18 protein-coding genes are annotated in these 17,347 nt (G+C 41.7%); 2 read left to right on the forward strand and 16 right to left on the reverse strand.

Going from position 1 to position 17,347, the window contains the following annotated elements:
* Positions 1-3 precede the first annotated feature (3 nt).
* The 12 genes from ACIQ0H_RS13670 to rpsF form a co-directional block, all read right to left on the reverse strand.
* On the reverse strand, positions 4-795 hold the full coding sequence (locus ACIQ0H_RS13670) for a two-component system regulatory protein YycI (RefSeq protein ID WP_403415606.1): 792 nt from the start codon (positions 793-795) through the stop codon (positions 4-6).
* Positions 782-2,113 (reverse strand): YycH family regulatory protein, encoded by a 1,332-nt coding sequence (locus ACIQ0H_RS13675; RefSeq protein WP_403415609.1) that lies wholly within the window; start codon positions 2,111-2,113, stop codon positions 782-784. Before ACIQ0H_RS13675 ends, ACIQ0H_RS13670 begins: the two co-directional genes overlap by 14 nt.
* A complete protein-coding gene (gene walK, locus ACIQ0H_RS13680) occupies positions 2,104-3,927 on the reverse strand; it encodes a cell wall metabolism sensor histidine kinase WalK (RefSeq protein ID WP_403415611.1) in 1,824 nt (607 codons plus the stop codon). Before walK ends, ACIQ0H_RS13675 begins: the two co-directional genes overlap by 10 nt.
* A gap of 5 nt (positions 3,928-3,932) precedes the next feature.
* Positions 3,933-4,643, reverse strand: coding sequence for a response regulator YycF (gene yycF, locus ACIQ0H_RS13685; protein WP_403415614.1), 711 nt, complete (start codon positions 4,641-4,643; stop codon positions 3,933-3,935).
* Between the two features lie 167 nt (positions 4,644-4,810).
* Positions 4,811-6,286 carry a peptidoglycan DD-metalloendopeptidase family protein gene (locus tag ACIQ0H_RS13690; RefSeq protein ID WP_403415616.1) on the reverse strand — a complete coding sequence of 492 codons (1,476 nt, stop codon included), beginning with the start codon at positions 6,284-6,286 and terminating at the stop codon, positions 4,811-4,813.
* 459 nt (positions 6,287-6,745) lie between these two features.
* Entirely contained in the window at positions 6,746-8,101 is a 1,356-nt protein-coding gene (gene dnaB, locus ACIQ0H_RS13695) for a replicative DNA helicase (protein WP_403415619.1), read from the reverse strand.
* A 19-nt stretch (positions 8,102-8,120) separates the two neighbouring features.
* Positions 8,121-8,567, reverse strand: coding sequence for a 50S ribosomal protein L9 (gene rplI, locus ACIQ0H_RS13700; protein ID WP_403415622.1), 447 nt, complete (start codon positions 8,565-8,567; stop codon positions 8,121-8,123).
* Positions 8,567-10,540, reverse strand: a complete 1,974-nt coding sequence (locus ACIQ0H_RS13705) for a DHH family phosphoesterase (protein WP_403415625.1) — start codon at positions 10,538-10,540, stop codon at positions 8,567-8,569. The genes rplI and ACIQ0H_RS13705 overlap by 1 nt, the downstream gene beginning before the upstream one ends.
* Positions 10,541-10,552: 12 nt before the next feature.
* Positions 10,553-11,491, reverse strand: coding sequence for a YybS family protein (locus ACIQ0H_RS13710; protein ID WP_403415628.1), 939 nt, complete (start codon positions 11,489-11,491; stop codon positions 10,553-10,555).
* A gap of 205 nt (positions 11,492-11,696) precedes the next feature.
* Positions 11,697-11,933, reverse strand: coding sequence for a 30S ribosomal protein S18 (rpsR, locus tag ACIQ0H_RS13715; protein WP_340739903.1), 237 nt, complete (start codon positions 11,931-11,933; stop codon positions 11,697-11,699).
* Positions 11,934-12,030: 97 nt separating this feature from the next.
* Positions 12,031-12,564, reverse strand: a complete 534-nt coding sequence (ssb, locus tag ACIQ0H_RS13720; protein WP_403415631.1) for a single-stranded DNA-binding protein — start codon at positions 12,562-12,564, stop codon at positions 12,031-12,033.
* A gap of 56 nt (positions 12,565-12,620) precedes the next feature.
* Positions 12,621-12,908 (reverse strand): 30S ribosomal protein S6, encoded by a 288-nt coding sequence (gene rpsF, locus ACIQ0H_RS13725; RefSeq protein WP_403415634.1) that lies wholly within the window; start codon positions 12,906-12,908, stop codon positions 12,621-12,623.
* A 147-nt stretch (positions 12,909-13,055) separates the two neighbouring features.
* Here rpsF and ACIQ0H_RS13730 point away from each other — a divergent pair, with 147 nt between their 5' ends.
* Positions 13,056-13,613 carry a DUF3267 domain-containing protein gene (locus tag ACIQ0H_RS13730; protein WP_403415636.1) on the forward strand — a complete coding sequence of 186 codons (558 nt, stop codon included), beginning with the start codon at positions 13,056-13,058 and terminating at the stop codon, positions 13,611-13,613.
* Between the two features lie 57 nt (positions 13,614-13,670).
* Here ACIQ0H_RS13730 and ychF read toward each other — a convergent pair whose 3' ends face one another.
* The 3 genes from ychF to ACIQ0H_RS13745 all read right to left on the reverse strand — a co-directional run bounded on the left by ychF (position 13,671) and on the right by ACIQ0H_RS13745 (position 15,987).
* Complete coding sequence (gene ychF, locus ACIQ0H_RS13735; RefSeq protein WP_403415638.1) at positions 13,671-14,771, reverse strand: redox-regulated ATPase YchF; 1,101 nt, start codon at positions 14,769-14,771, stop codon at positions 13,671-13,673.
* A 139-nt stretch (positions 14,772-14,910) separates the two neighbouring features.
* Positions 14,911-15,108: a DUF951 domain-containing protein gene (locus tag ACIQ0H_RS13740; RefSeq protein ID WP_403415641.1), complete on the reverse strand. Its 198-nt coding sequence runs from the start codon at positions 15,106-15,108 to the stop codon at positions 14,911-14,913.
* Positions 15,109-15,132: 24 nt separating this feature from the next.
* On the reverse strand, positions 15,133-15,987 hold the full coding sequence (locus tag ACIQ0H_RS13745; protein WP_403415644.1) for a mechanosensitive ion channel family protein: 855 nt from the start codon (positions 15,985-15,987) through the stop codon (positions 15,133-15,135).
* 80 nt (positions 15,988-16,067) lie between these two features.
* Between ACIQ0H_RS13745 and yyaC the strand changes: the two genes are divergently transcribed.
* The gene (gene yyaC, locus ACIQ0H_RS13750) at positions 16,068-16,625 is read left to right on the forward strand and encodes a spore protease YyaC (protein WP_403415647.1); all 558 of its coding nucleotides are present in this window, start codon (positions 16,068-16,070) and stop codon (positions 16,623-16,625) included.
* Here yyaC and ACIQ0H_RS13755 read toward each other — a convergent pair.
* Positions 16,620-17,327: a DUF554 domain-containing protein gene (locus ACIQ0H_RS13755; RefSeq protein WP_403415753.1), complete on the reverse strand. Its 708-nt coding sequence runs from the start codon at positions 17,325-17,327 to the stop codon at positions 16,620-16,622. The genes yyaC and ACIQ0H_RS13755 overlap by 6 nt on opposite strands.
* Positions 17,328-17,347: the final 20 nt, after the last annotated feature.

The following is a 17,347-nucleotide window of genomic DNA, read 5'->3' on the forward strand; positions in this document are numbered from 1 at the left end:
CTCTCATTCATGATCAAACTCTATAATCTTACCTTCTACTGCATGGATGAAGTAATCTTCAATCTTACCATCCTTCAATTCTACACGAACATGCCACGTCGGAGCAAACACTTGCGTTTCTGTTAGTTGGACTAGTGTCGAGTACCCGAGTTTCATACTTGTTATCTTTGAATCTTGGTTCAGATATCCGCGTGATGATAATGATCCGATTGCTTCAATAGGCGAAAGAAGATCCTTTTTATGATTAAATTTGACGAACTCGCCAAACATACGCTGTTTGTAATTTGTCACTTTTCCTTCTTCATTCCAATAGATCTCTAGCATGGCATCCGGACTGAAATAGATTGGGTTATCATCTGCCTTTTGAAAAAATAAGGCCTGTTGCTTCTCTTCATTCACTTCCCATAATACATATTCCGTGCCGTTCAGCACGTGCTTTGACAGGAACTCCGTGAAAGAATACTCCCCCTTACTATTTCGTACACTTATCGGAACGTCCAGTTTAGATTGAAGATAAGTACCATTCAACACTTCTGTCGTTTGGTTCACTAAATTCTTCGTCTGTTCATTGGTAAAGGTCACAATCTTCGCCGAGACGTAGGAGGAATCCTTTGTCGCCGGTGGCAGCCCCGTAAAGGTTATATTGTCTAACCCAAGTGATTCCTCAATTGACGTTTGCCCTATCACTTGCACATTCTGTGTTTCCATCACTCGGTCTAGGTACAAAGAGTAAAGAAACACGTTCAAGATTGAAAATACGATAATGAAAATGGTTTTCGTCTTATTCCAATCCAATTACTCCACCTCCCAACAGCTCCGGTGAAACACGGATCCAATTCCCTTTTATCAGATAAAACCAAGATGGTTCCATAATGAATAGCCTGCGCTCTGTGTCTTGCCTCATAATATAGCCAGGCGTTAGTTCTTCAATCATACTAAAATCAATCGTCTCCGATTTTTTTAACGCCTCGACAATTTCAACGCCAGGCTGTAGTAGCTGGACATCTGGGTCTGGGAACGGCAAGTCGAGTGTGTAGTACGGTCTTATATAGCGAAATATCCGGTTATCTCCCCAGACTTGCGTCATTTCAGTAGAGGTTGTATCCCCGTAAACTGGAAGACCGTGTAAGAATAGTTGAAACTTTACGTAGCGGGTTCCTGAATTCATATTTGTGTATCTAAATTCGTCCGTCCAACCGCCATGTTCATTGACAAAGTCGATTGTATTTTCTAGTAACTCCGACGGATTGGTGTATTCCCGACTCTCCGAAGCAGGCATAACGTAATTTAATGTTTTTCGCTCTGTATCAATGTTCATCAACGCGTGATCATCTTGGTATTCCTCTTTGTTCAATCCCGATTGACTACGTCGAACGGCATTTGGATCAGTAAAGAGTGCATCACGGAAACGAGATGGGCTTATTTCCCGTTGGTAATACATGCTACGTATGATTTCAACAGGCTCTGCAGATACAGCTATGAATGGAGAGTGGCCTGGATTACTATCCTTGTACTGCCCAAGATCACTTCCCCATGCCTCAATAGAGCGTTGAAAGCTTTGATAGTCATCTACATTCACCTTGGCAGTATATAGGACATGATTGGCTCGACTTACAAAACTAATATTCACTGAACTACTAGCCGAACTCCAATCCACGATGAGTCGATCAAAAGAAATTTCCGGCACCTTCATTTTTAAATCCTCGATATTCAATACACTGTTATAGACGGGAAGGGGTACTTCCCCATGAAAATACAAGATAAATCGATTTGGCTTCCTCATCAAAGCATCCAATTTCTCGACCGTAAAATCAAGATCTACAGGGGTGAATTCAGACATTCTCCACCTTTTTAACTCATTCACAACATAATCAATATCAGTCGGAGCAATTGTTCCTGTCAATTTCCCACCGAAATTAAATACGGTTTTATAAGGTTTGATAATTTCATCGACTGACATTTTTTTTGCGATAGAAATATCCACAGTGGGTAACTGTTCGCTTGTTTCATAACTCGGGGTGTACGTCCAGATTGAAAACGTAAAGACAATACTTAAAGCAACAAGTAAGAACAAAATGATTGATTTGACTGTTTCAATATATTTCAATCCCACTCACCGTCCTCTTGAAGTTCGAACGGTAACGTGAAGAAAATGGTTGTCCCTTTTCCTTCCTCACTTTCCGCCCATATATCCCCGCCGTGCGCGATAACCATCTCGCGTGCAATTGCGAGACCTAAACCTGTCCCGCCCATCGCACGTGACCTTGCACGATCCGCACGATAAAATCTATCAAAAATCCGCTTTACATTCGACTGCGGAATGCCCATACCATCATCGGAAATCATCACCTTAATGAATTGGTCGGACATCGTCACGCCAAAACGAATATCGCCGCCGTCAGGAGAATACTTCAACGCGTTAGAAATGATATTGTCAACAACCTGCGTCATCTTATCCGTATCGATTTCTACAAATAAATCTGTCGATGGAAATAGTCGTCTAAAATGACCTTCATGTGTTTTTGAAAACTCAAAGCGGTCAATAATCGAGTTGAAAAAGTGATTGAATTCTACCCACTCACTATTTAAATCGTAATTCCTACTATCCATTCGTGACAGTTTCAATAGATCATTAACAAGTCGAATCATTCGCTCTGTCTCAGTTTGTGTAACGTGAAGGAAAGACGGCGCAATCTCCTCATTCTTCCATGCACCATCGGCGAGCGCTTCTAAATAACTACGCATCGTTGTCAAAGGTGTGCGCAATTCATGTGACACATTTGATACAAATTCTCTTCTTTCCATATCAATCTTCTCTTGTTCCGTATTGTCATGTAGGACAACGATAAGACCATTTACAAAGCCCGTCTCACGTTGCGTCACAGAAAAATTGGCCCGTAGAATATAAGGACTTTGTTCCGTACTAAAATCCAACGCAATAGAGTCATTGATTTGTATTAAATCTTCAAATGCATACTCCTGCTCAAGTCCGAGAATGCTAGAAATCGGTCGATTGAGAACCGTATCTCTTGTCATCTTCAACATCAACAGCGCGGCATCATTAATAAGACTAACTCGTCCTTTCCGGTCAGTTGCAATGACGCCATCTGTCATATTTTCTAATACAGAGGCCAACTTTCGGCGTTCACTTTCCGTGGTTGACTGGGACTCTTGTAGCTGATTTGTTAGATGATTAAAAGCAATGGCGAGCTGCCCCATTTCATCATTGCCATAAACGTGAACTTTCCGAGAAAAATTCCCTTTTGCCATAGCCTGTGCCTGACGTCTCATATCAGATATCGGTCTTGTCATTGTCTGAGCAATAAAGATACCGATGATAATGGTAATCGACAATGAAACAGCAGTCCCAACTGCAAGAATTTCATTAATTTCATCGATTTGTTCAAATACCTTTTCAATATTCGATTCGAGGTAGAGTGTTCCAACCACTTCGCCTCCTACGATTATCGGTTTGGTGACAACAAATATCCGCTCTCCTTTTTTCTGATCCAAACGAATATGCTCATAGGATGATTCCGATGTGATAGACTTTTTTACAAACTCATCCCTTGAACGCTGTCCTACCATCGCCTGGTTATCCAAGGCAGAGCTTGCTAGAATGCGGTACCGTGAATTGATCACTCTTACCTCGTTAATATCTTCCGAAGAAAAGCCCAAAAGGACAGTCCTGAGACTCTGTTCGAGCGTCGGATCGTCCAGGGGTCGTTCCTTCATCATTTCCTCGCGCACACTGAATTCAACTAGATTCAACCGATCCACAACGGATGTTGTGAAATTTGATTTTAATGTGTGTTCAAGCTTGCTAGCGAAGTAAATCCCAATAATTTGCATCGCAAGTAGTATGAGCATTACATAAATTAATACAAATTTAACGTGAATAGAGCGAAAAAAACCAACTTTCTGCATCACGATTACTCCTGTTCCGGATCCCGTAAATAATAGCCCACGCCGCGACGTGTCACAATCCACGCTGGATGGCTTGGTGTATCTTCAATCTTTTCACGCAAACGACGAATCGTTACATCAACAGTCCGGACGTCCCCAAAATAATCATAGCCCCATACTGTTTGCAGGAGGTGCTCACGTGTCATCACTTGCCCAATATGTTTTGCAAGATAATGAAGAAGTTCAAATTCCCGATGCGTCAATTCAATCGTTTCATCCCTTTTTTGAACGAGATAGGCATCTGGCTGGATAATTAAATGTCCGACTGTAATATTATTTGTCGTCTCTTCCTGCTCCTCTGAAATCAATTTCATGTGCCTACGTAGATTTGCTTTCACACGTGCAATTAGTTCTCTTGTGCCAAATGGCTTTGTGACGTAATCATCAGCACCAAGTTCTAGACCAAGCACTTTATCAATTTCAGAATCTTTCGCCGTCAACATAATGATAGGGAAATCATACTTCTTCCGAACTTCTCTACATACTTCCATACCATCTCTTTTGGGAAGCATAATATCAAGCAGCATAAGATCCGGTTTCACTTCCTCTACCTTTTCAAGTGCCTCTTCCCCGTCATAGGCGCAGAAAACTGTAAAACCTTCTTTTTTTAAATTAAATTCCAAAATATCGGCAATTGGTTTTTCGTCATCAACGATTAGGATTACTTTGTTTTGCATATTCTCTCTCCTTTTTGACTCTATTGGTACCACTCTTTATGTTCTTTTACTCTATCATTGTTCTTACCGATTCGCACGTTCTACTTAAACGTACATCTTACTTATTTCCCGGGCAATACTTTATAAAAAAAGAGACCGTACAACATTATGTACCGTCTCCCAAAAGCTTATTTTTTTAATACATCTAAAGGATTTACATTCGAGCCATTCTTCGTTACTTCAAAGTGAAGGTGGAGACCAGTAGAGCGGCCTGTCGAACCCATGACGCCAATCTTTGTTCCTTGTGGGACTGTTTGTCCTACTTTAACGTCAATTGATGCTAGGTGGGCATATAGCGTTTCATAACCATTGTTGTGGGTAATCACAATCCGATTGCCATATGATCCTTGCGAGCCCGCAGCCGTAACGACACCATTATCAGCTGCCGTAATTGTACGATCTGACGGTCTTGCGATATCTATTCCTTGGTGGGTTCTCCCCCAACGTTGTCCCATCTGACTAGAAATGTAACCTCCAGTAGTTGGCCATTTAAATGTCCCTGTCCCTCTTGAAGGCATTACTTTTGTTCCAACGACCGTTATTTTGTCCATTGGTTCAACGAGGACTTTTTCGTCCGTCACGGATCTCCCCACAATTACACCGTTACGTTCACGGATCAGTTTTGTAAGGTCTTTCTCTCCGTCCTTGCCTTCTTGTGTTACTTTCTTTTCGCCTTTGAAGATAGAACTATCTTCTTTAGTTACTTCTTTATGTTTAATCACTTCTTTTTGTCTTGTTTCATAATGAACTTCTAGTACAACGTATGGCTCAGTAACTGTTACATTAAGCTGGTCCTCGAGTTGAAGAACAGTATCTACTGTAAAACCCGGATTAAGCTCTAATAGTTTAGCTGTCGTCATTTGATGCGCCGCGGCAATTGTTCCTAGGACATCTCCCGATTTAACAATATACTTCTTATCTTCAAGTGTCCCTTTATTCATAAGGACTACTGCATCTTCTACATTCTTCACTTCAGTTGGAGACGTTTTACTGACCTCCGCCTGTATTTCGTTGCTCATAATAATATTTACAATTCGCGTTTCATCAACCTGCAAAGCGGGTATAGTTTCAGTAGACCCCGTGCGGGCTTCGAATTCGTTTAGCTGTTGTTCAGTAACAGATTGTAATTTTAGTTTACGAATTACTTCATCATATGCAGTCATGTCAGCGACGTGGAATGCTAGTTCTCCACCAATTTTAATGCCGATTGCTTCCGTTTCTACGGATAGCATGTCCTGAAGTTTTTCAAGGACAATGTCATCGTCTACTCCGGCAGTGAATACTCGTTCCGGAATGACCGACAAATCTGTTCCTATTGTAAGCGGGAGATCCTCAAATTCGGATGCCGCCTTTTGTAGTTCTTGTTCTTTCAATTGCTCAAGCTTTTCTTCATCAGAGATGACACCAACGTATTCCCCGTCTGAATAGATATGAAATACAGTTGAGAGACCGTCACGCTCGCCGTCGTTGGCGAAACCTTCAGTTATACCAAGCCCTACTAACATGGCAGTAATGGCAACAACTCTAGGTATCTGCCTAAAAGGACGTTCAAATTTAGACAGAGTTCTCTTTATTTTGTCTTGCTTCTCTTTCTTGAATAACATGTATGAGACTCCTTCCGGATCTAACTGGAAGACCGATATAGGTCATTATTTGTGTGTTTAAATTTACACGCTCATCTAATTTAACATATTATCCCCAGTACTTATAGTGTTGCAGCCCTTTGTAACGTGATTGTATCATAACATCCAGTTATTCCCTTAATAGTTAAAATCAAATTTTAGTCGCTTTTTTTAAAGACTCTTTCCTACTCTCCTGCTTTTTTTGTCGTAATACCAATCTTTCTGCGAAATTATTTTGCAGAATAAAAGTGTTAGAGCCTAAACGCAAAATCTATCCACCCTTCGAAGTTTTATATTTTTCCAAGCAAAAAAAGACATCTCTACTTCCCGGTGTTTCGGGATTTCGAGATGTCTTCTTTTTCATCGTTGAACTATATCTTTTTGTCTAATACCAGCGCATAGAGGCTTGGCTTGGGTCATAAATGGACGTTTGCACTTTTCTTAGTATGCAGCAGCCGATTCATGCTGACTCCAGTCAATGTTAACGAATTTATTATATTCCTTAGCGAATGCAAGCGAGACTGTACCCGTAGGACCATTCCGCTGCTTTGCGATGATGATTTCAATGATATTCTGATTTTCTGTTTCTTTATCATAATAATCTTCTCGGTAAAGGAATGACACGATATCCGCATCCTGCTCAATACTCCCTGACTCCCGGAGATCGGACATCATCGGACGCTTATCTTGACGTTGCTCTACACCACGAGAAAGCTGTGATAATGCAATGACACATACCTTCAACTCCCTTGCAAGTCCTTTTAATGAACGGGAGATTTCCGATACTTCTTGTTGCCTATTTTCTCCTGCACGACCACTACCTGAAATCAGTTGCAAGTAATCGATGATTATCATGCCTAGTCCGTGTTCTTGCTGAAGGCGACGACATTTTGAGCGAATTTCATTGACACGGATACCAGAAGAATCGTCGATGAAAATACCGGCATTTGATAGGCTCCCCATCGCCATCGTCAGTTTGCGCCAATCTTCCGCTTCTAGCCTTCCTGTCCGCATCACTTGCGCATCAATATTACCTTCTGCACAGAGCATCCGCATGACCAGCTGTTCTGCTCCCATCTCCAAACTAAAGATGGCCACATTCTCATCTGTTTTTGTAGCTATGTTTTGTGCCACATTCAATGCAAATGCTGTCTTACCTACAGAAGGACGGGCCGCAAGAATGACCAAATCATTGCGCTGAAAACCAGCCGTCATTTTATCTAAATCAGTGAAGCCTGACGGAATCCCCGTGACATCTCCCTGGCGTGTATGAAGAAGCTCGATGTTGTCGTATGTTTCAACGAGCACATCTTTAATATGTCGGAAATCACCTGCATTTTTCCGATTGGATACTTCCATCATCTTCTTTTCTGCTTCGGATAACAAAGCTTCGACTTCATCTTCCCTTGCGTAACCATCTTCAACAATAGATGTAGCTACTCGAATGAGGCGTCTAAGAAGTGCCTTCTCTTCAACAATACGTGCATAGTGTGCAATATTGGCTGCCGTTGGGACTGAGTTGGCAATTTCCATCAAATAGGAAATACCACCGACATCTTCTAATTCTTTTTTAGCTGATAGTTCTTCCGTAACCGTGACAACGTCAATCGCTTGTCCTTTATCACTTAGGATGATCATCGTTTCAAAAATCTTCTGATGTGCGATTCGGTAAAAGTCTTCTGAAATAAGAAGCTCCGCCGCCGTAATGAGAGCCTGCGGTTCAAGGAAGATTGCTCCAATGACCGATTGTTCCGCTTCATTATTATGGGGTGGGATTCGATCGATCATCTGGTCCATCTTGACATCTCTCTCCTTATCATTCTTCTGTTACATGTACTTTTAATACTGCCGTGACATCTAGGTGGATTCTAATTGGAACATTCGTGAAGCCAAGCGCGCGTATTGCGTCTGGTAGCTCCATCTTGCGTCGATCCACTTTAATGCCTTCACTTTTTTGTAAAGCATCCGCAATTTGCTTTGTCGTAATCGAGCCGAATAGTCGGCCGCCTTCACCGGATTTTGCCTTCATTTCAACAGTAATCTTTTCAATCTGTTCTTTCAGCACTTGTGCTTCTGCCAATTCCTCAGCAGCATCTTTTTCGACCCGTTTTTGCTGGCCTTCCAATTTGCTAAGGTTTCCTGGTGTTGCTTCAATTGCCATGTTGTTTTTTAATAGGAAGTTTTGGGCGTAGCCTACAGAAACCTCTTTTACTTCACCTTTTTTACCTTTACCTTTAACATCTTTCAAAAAGATTACTCTCATTATGAATTTCCCCTCTCTGTTTTCATCTCTATTATGGACTTCAGCATCTCTTCAGCTTCTTCCACCGACTCAACGTCAAGCTGACATGCAGCATTCGTCAAATGGCCTCCGCCTCCAAGCTCTTCCGTTATAAGCTGCACATTCAATTCACCGAGTGAACGTGCACTTATTCCTACTTTACCATCTGCACGCTTTGCAATGACAAATGATGCTGTAATCCCTTGCATCGTCAACAAAATATCAGCAGTTTGGGCAATCAAAACCGAGCCATAGATGACTTGCTCCTGCCCTTTTGCAATGGCGATTCCCCCACCAACCAACTCAACTGTCTCAATCAGTTTTGCACGCTCTACATACGTGTCAATATCTTCTTTTAACAGGTTTTGGACAAGGATTGTGTCTGCACCATTCGTCCGTAAATACGATGCGGCTTCAAATGTTCTTGCGCCTGTGCGTAGTGTAAAGCTCTTCGTATCGACAATAATACCCGCGAGTAACGCCGTCGATTCAAGCATGGTCAATTTTTCATGTTTCGGTTGGTATTCGATCAATTCCGTAATGAGTTCGGCAGTGGAGGATGCGTATGGTTCCATATAGACGAGCGTCGTATTGTTGATGAATTCCTCACCACGTCTATGATGGTCGACGACAACAACTTTTTCTGCCTTGTCGAGAATCCGCCCGTCAATCACCATGCTCGGTTTATGTGTATCAACGATGATGATAAGTGATTTCTCTGTAATCATCGGAAGGGCGTCATCAGGATTGATAAACTGCGTGAATAGATCTGTATCGCGCTCAATTTCATCCATTAATCGTGTTACACTACCGTCCAGCTCATTGAAGTTGACAATAACATATCCTTCAATATTATTCATACGCGCCATTTTTCGAACACCGATTGCTGCACCGATTGCATCCATGTCCGGCATTTTATGTCCCATGATAAATACTTTATCACTACCTTGAATAAGGTCACGTAAAGCGTGGGAGATAACCCTTGCTCTGACACGCGTCCTTTTCTCAACGGGATTTGTTTTACCACCGTAGAATTTAAGCTTCCCGTCTGCTCGCTTAATCGCTACTTGGTCACCGCCACGCCCTAGCACCAGATCCAAACTCGATTGTGCCAGTTCCCCTAGTTCAATGAGTGAGAGCGATCCTGTCCCCACACCAATACTAAGTGTCATAGCTGTACTTTGCTTGGCAGTTGTCTCACGAATACTATCTAAAATAGAGAACTTTGTTTTTTCTAGCTTGGCTAATATCTCTTCATTAAAAACGGCAAGAAAGCGGTCGGAAGAAATTCGTTTGACAAAAATTCCGTTTTCCGTTCCCCAACTATTGATGAGTGATGTCACGAGGGAGTTTAGTTGGCTTCTCGTCTGATCATCCATAGCCTGCGCTAATTCATCATAATTATCGACTAAAATATTAGCAAGAACTGTACGATCTGCATAGTAAAGAGATTCTATCTCCATTTGACCTGTAATATCAAACAAATAAATCAGTCGTTCTTCTGCTTTGTAAAATACACTATATGATCGCCCTCCGACAGATAAGACTCCGTGTTCAGGACTATCGCTTTTCACAATGGTATTAAACTGCTTAGACAACTCAAATAATTCTTTACCAATCAGAGATTCTACATCAAATATCTTAACTACATAAGGATTTGCCCATTCGACAATATTTTTATCATTGATGAGAATGATACCAATTGGTAATTCGAGTAGTGCCTCTTCTCCAACTTTCTTCACTCTATAAGATAGTGTCTTGATATGTTTTTCCGTTTCAACATACGTTTGTTCTTCTATTTTCCATGCAATACCGGCCGCTATTCCAAACAGGATCGTAAAAAGAAGTCCTAGCCAAAACTGATACAACAGAAGTAGTACTGCTGCCATAACACCTAGGACCGACAACGCCGTTAATGGATAACGGATTGTCCTTTTTCTAAAAAACGACGTCATTGTCCCATCCCCTTACTTCGCCTTGTCTTTCCTAATCCATGCACGAATACTTGTGCCGGTATCCAATATCCCGAGCATTGTCGTTATTGGGCTCAGTAACAATGCAAAAACTGTTGAAACGACTGTCAGGGCTTTAGGTAACTTCATAACGTGCATAAAATGATGGACCAATGAAATTCCTTGCAGTAAAAATAGAAATCGTAAAATCATCGTCGCATTGATGGAAATCAGATAAAAACTTGTCCCTGGCTCCGGTGCTACAAAGAGAGTCAGAAGAAGTACGATTCCGTAGAGAATTACTGTCATCATCGGTAATTTCATCTCACGAAAAGGTGGAAACTTTTGAACTTTGTTGCCCAATCGCCTTGTAACTTCAAGATTCAAGGCGACGTAAATGAACGCCAAAATGAAGACGGCGATGATGAACATGGATGGAATGGTGGTCTGATATAATTCAATTTGCGCATCCAGCATCTTATCATAATCCTTAGGTAGCCCGCCGAACTTCTCCATATATGATGTCATCTGTTCACGCGCTTTATCAATCACCTTAAAAAACTCGTCGATGACATTAATACCAAAGAGAAAGACGGATGCCACGTACATAGTCATCGTTGTGATAAGCAAGGTAAGTCCGGTTGCCATCAGTGTATACAATTTGGTTTTACCAGTCTTGACTGTTTCTCCAATAACGAAACCAAGTAACCCGTAAAGAAAGGCTACTGGAACAAGTATAATTCCACCGATTAGCAATGACAGTACAATACCTGTTGCAGTTACCAGTAGTGACGATGTACGGTCGTAACGTAATCTGTACAAGATAATCGGCAATGGGATGAATAACATTGCGATGCTCCCGAGAAGAGGTACGTAAAGTGACACCGCGAGCATGATTGCAAATAATGCAATCATCATAGCCCCGTAAGTAATTTTCCTAGCGTTATCTTGCATAATATAGACTCCTCCGGTCTTTCGTTGGACGACTTGTTTTATATACCTATTTAGCTTCCAATTCCTATCAATGGATAGTCCTTTAATTGTATCACGATTACCGTATTTAAACCAAAATAGAACATATGTACCTTTATTATTTGAATAAAAAGACCGCCCTGGTACCGGTTATTCCGGTCTGACAAGGCGGTCTATATGAATTAAATTATCTTTCTTCCGAACTGAATGGAAGAAGTGCCATGATACGTGAGCGTTTGATTGCAAGTGTCAGTTTACGCTGATACTTCGCGCTTGTACCTGTTACACGACGAGGCAAGATTTTCCCACGCTCAGAAACGAATTTCTTAAGCAGATCAGTATCTTTATAGTCGATGTGTGTGATGTTGTTTGATGTAAAATAACAAACCTTACGGCGTCTTTTACCTCCACGACGTGGTGCCATATTATTTTCCTCCTCCCTCGTCTTTCAATAAGCGACGTATTGCAAGATCAGCTTCTTGAAATCCTCGTTGATAAGTAATAACTATGCACAATAGATCTTAGAACGGCAGGTCGTCGTCCGATACTTCGATCGGACCTCCGCCTGTCGAGAACGGATCATTATCAGTACGTGTATAGTTTTGCTGATTTGGTTGTTGCTGATATTGTTGAGTCGGCTGCTGATTCTGATAGTACGGTTGCTCGTTCTGCTGAACGCCTTGGTTTTGGCTTGGTGCTCCATAACCAGCTCCGGACCTATCGGCAGTGGATGCATTGCGAGGCTCTAGGAACTGGACGCTATCTGCCACAACTTCTGTCATGAAGACACGTTTTCCATCCTGACCATCAAAACTGCTTGTCTGAATACGACCTTCAATTCCGGCCAGGCTGCCTTTCCTTAAAAAGTTCGCTGTGTTCTCCGCCTGCTTTCTCCAAGTTACACAGTTGATGAAGTCAGCTTCACGTTCACCCGATTGGCTCGAGAATGTTCTGTTCACCGCAAGAGTAAAACGTGTAACCGCTACACCAGTTTGTGTATACTTAAGTTCAGGGTCTTTCGTCAGTCGGCCAACTAAAACGACACGGTTAATCATCAGAATTCAACCTCCCTCATCATTTTTAAGTTTCACCTGTAACGGATATATATAGATTAGCCGTCGATGCGCACAGTCATATGACGAAGGATATCTTCGTTGATGTTTGCAAGACGTGTAAATTCATCGATTGCTAAAGTATCAGCGTTTGCTTTAACAAGCTGATAGAAACCTTCACGCAAATCGTCGATTTCGTATGCAAGACGGCGCTTGCCCCACTCTTTCGACTCGATGATTTCCGCACCATTAGAAGTAAGGACGCTGTCAAAACGTTCGATCAACGCTTTTTTCGCTTCATCTTCTACCGTTGGACGGATAATATACATGATTTCGTACTTTCTCATCTTCAGTCACCTCCTTATGGACATTGGCCCTGCTGATTGCAGCGGGCAAGGAGTAAGTAATACTATTACTCACATCAGTATATATTAGCACGACTTCGTTAATTTTTCAACTATTTTCTTGTATACTTTACTAAAGAGGTGATTTTGTTGAATGGACTTCCTGAGCCTAACAAAGTAATTTCCATTGATTTACCTAAAGTTGCGAAGAATAGTTTAATCATTACCGTCGCTTCGCTCCTTCTATTATGGGCTTTGCATATTGCGATTGAACCAAAGCTTTCCTTTACCATTTCACTGTGGTCCACTTTACTGTTTATCATCGGTTATATTGTTCTAATTATATTGCATGAGTTATTCCATCTGCTTGGATTTCGGCTTTTTGGAGGTGTACCTTGGAAGAAAATGATTGTCGGAGTTAATTTGAAGATGGGGATTGCCTATGCGACGACGGATCAGCTAATGACGAATGGCTCCTTACGCAAATCGCTACTACTGCCTTTCTGGACAACCGGTATTGTCCCAGCCATTATCGGCCTCGCCTTTGGAGATGGAGTCCTAATTAGCTTAGCCGCTCTTTTAATAGGCGGTGCGGCCGGTGACTTTGCAATGTATCAGGAGTTAAAGAAGCTACCAGACAATTGGTTGGTGAAAGACGATCCGGAACTTCCACGGTTATACATCTATGCTGACGATAGTTTTAACTAATAATGACAGGTAAAAGCCACACCAGGATCTTCTATCCCGGTGTGGCTTTTATAGTGATTAGACGTTAAAACGGAATAGCATAACATCGCCATCTTTAACGATGTATTCTTTTCCTTCAAGACGAACTTTTCCAGCCTCTTTTGCTGCAACCATTGAACCTGTTGCAACAAGATCATCATAAGCAACTGTTTCCGCACGGATGAAGCCGCGTTCGAAGTCCGTATGGATGATGCCTGCACATTGCGGTGCTTTCATCCCTTTACGGAACGTCCACGCGCGTACTTCTTGTACACCTGCCGTGAAATATGTTGCAAAGCCTAACAGGTCGTAAGATGCCTTAATCAGCTGATCAAGACCTGATTCTTTAATGCCAAGCTCTTCAAGGAACATTTCCTTTTCCTCTTCTTCAAGTTCAGCCATTTCTTCTTCGATTTTTGCACAAACAACGATAACTTGCGCATTGTCTTTTTCCGCAAACACACGAACTTTGTTTACGTATTCATTATTGTCTGCATCTGCAATTTCATCTTCGGAAACGTTAGCCACATAGAGCATCGGTTTAATCGTCAGCAAGTTCATCCCTTTTGCAAGGACAAACTCCTCGTCTGTGAAGTCTACCGAGCGGGCAGGTTGTTCGTTTTCAAATGCCTCTTTTAGTTTCAGTAAAATCGGTTCTTCTGCCATCGCAACTTTTTCTTTCTGTTTCACCATTTTACTAACGCGAGCCAACCGCTTTTCGACAGCTTCCATATCAGCAAGAATCAATTCAAGATTGATGATTTCAATATCATCGATTGGATCGACTTTACCAGATACATGCGTTATATTTTCGTCGACGAAACAACGAACAACTTGGCAAATGGCATCCACTTCGCGAATGTGCATAAGGAATTTATTCCCTAGACCTTCCCCTTTACTTGCCCCTTCAACAATACCAGCAATATCTGTAAACTCGAACGCAGTCGGTACTGTTTTTTTCGGTGTAACGAGCTCCGTCAACTTTTTTAGTCTTTCGTCAGGTACTTCAACAATTCCCACGTTAGGGTCAATCGTACAGAACGGATAGTTCGCCGCCTCTGCCCCTGCCTTTGTAATCGCATTGAATAACGTCGACTTCCCTACGTTTGGAAGACCGACAATTCCAGCTGTTAACGCCATTAGTCCCACAACCTTTCCTTTATATGTCCACTCATTTTTTTGTATGCAACTCTTCCATTATAAGGACAACACCCCTCCATGTCCATTAAGCATAGAGAAAAGTACGGTGTGCCTGCCCGATGTTCATCGTCTAGACAGATTAAGATTCTGCCTTTACCAATACCTTTTTCAACTTCTTTGAAAACTCGTTGCGTGGAATCATGACACTGTGCCCACACCCCTCACATTTAATGCGAATATCGGCACCCATCCGAATAATTTTCCATGCATTTGTTCCGCATGGATGTTGTTTTTTCATTTCCACAATATCGTTTAACCCATAGTCTTTGCTATCCATATGACTGCCACAATCCCCTCTTAGTTATATAGTCGTAAATGATTTCGTTACAAATGTCGGGTATGGGATTTCAATTCCTTGTTGTTCTAAGAACTTCTTCATTCCAATGCCCATCGTTCTCGTACAATCATAATGCCGCATCGGTTTCGTTTCGGCCACAATACGTACAATCACTTCAGACTCTGTAAAATTATTAGCCCCAATCAGCTTCGGTACGTTTATGAAGTCATCGTTTTCTTTCGGCAGCGTTGCCAAGTATTGTTCAATCACTTTTTCAGCTCTATCCATCCCTACATCGAGAGGGATCGTCACATCAACGATCGCTAACGAATTCTCCATCGAATAGTTGACCACTTGGCTAATCGTGCCGTTCGGCAATATATGGACTTCTCCAGTGAAGCTTTTAATTTTTGTTGTACGTAATCCAATCTCCTCAACAACGCCTTCTGCAACACCTATTTTAACGTAATCGCCCACCGAAAATTGATCTTCAAATACGATAAAAAATCCGGTAATAACATCTTTTACAAGACTCTGTGCGCCAAATCCAACAGCAAGCCCAAGAACCCCGGCTCCTGCAAGAAGCCCTTTCACGTCAATCGTGAACACATCTAACACCGCAAGAATCGCTGAGAAATAAACGACATAAGATAACGTATTTTCCAGCAACTTCAGTAGCGTTTGTTCCCGTCGTTCTGAATGCCGTAAAGGCCCTTTCAATTTCACTTGGAAAACACGACGGATAATCACTTTTCCTATATTAATAACTACAGCTGCAAGTAAAATAATAAATACAATTTTGGTCGCAGACATGGCGAGCGAAATCCATGTTTCTTCACTAAATAAAAAATTCTTTGCTTCTTTAAAATCTTTATCCAACCTAATGTTTCCTCTCCCTTCCGTATAATTAATTGTTTGAGAGCGTAGACTAGCCTATAAAAAAAGAATGGGGTTTTTTCATGCGCGCTACTCTTTATTCAACACACGACTATCGAATCCATTACAAAGAAACCGGTGCAATTTGGAAGCTAAGCTCATTATTCCTACAACACATCCCTTTTGATACGCATGACCTCGTCTTTTTCTGTATCGGAACAGACCGTTCTACTGGGGATGCCTTGGGACCACTTACGGGCTCTCTTCTATCTGAATCTGCATTATTCCCTTTCCCTGTTATCGGGACGTTAGAACATCCATTACATGCACTCAATCTTCAACAACATATAGACCAAACACAAGCGGCACACCCTTCCGCTTTCATCATTGCCATTGATGCTTGTCTTGGACAAGGTAGCTCCGTCGGTCAGTTACTTCTCCATAGCGGGCCCATCCATCCAGGCAAAGCTGTCGGCAAAGAACTACCTCCTGTAGGTAACCTGTCCGTCAAAGGTATCGTAAATATCGCAGGCTTCATGGAACATGCCGTCTTGCAAAGCACGCGGCTACACCTTCCATTTGAAATGAGTCGTATTATCGCAAGAGCATTGCAACTTGCTTATAGTCGCCATAAGTCATAAAAGTATATGAACTACTGTGACGACTACCCCTACAACGACGATACCCGGAATAAGATTAGCAACTCGTATTTTCGTAATGCCTATTAAGTTTAACCCTATTGCTAATATCATTAATCCACCCGTCGCCGTCATTTCCGAGATAAAAAAACTAAGTAATTCGTCTGGAACGAACCGACTTATTTGAGTTGAAAACAATGTAATAATTCCTTGATATAAAAATACGGGCACTGCGGAAAAAGCGACGCCAATCCCAAGTGTAGAGCTCAAAATAATGGATGTAAAACCATCAATAATCCCTTTCAATAGTAGCACATCATGGTCATTTCTTAATCCGCTGTCTATTGCTCCGATTATAGCCATCGATCCTACTACGAAAATAAGTGTTGCTGTGACAAATCCTTGTGCAATGCCAGGACCTTTTCGCTTTTGAGGCAATTTGCTTTCCAGCCACTGTCCAAGTTGGTTTATCTTTGCGTCTAGGTCCATCCATTCACCAATGACCGCTCCAAGGACAATACTAATAATAACAATTAAAATTTGTGTACTTTCAAAAGTCATTTGTATCCCAATGATAGCAACTGCAAGCCCAATTCCATACATGACCGTCTCTTTCATTCGATCCGGTATATTGTGTAAAAACCTTCCGATCAATGCCCCTACAACTATTAAAAGTGCATTCATTATCGTACCGAATAAAACCATATTTTCACTTCTATCTGCCA

Source organism: Sporosarcina sp. NPDC096371 (assembly GCF_044762865.1).
Taxonomy (GTDB): Bacteria; Bacillota; Bacilli; order Bacillales_A; family Planococcaceae; genus Sporosarcina.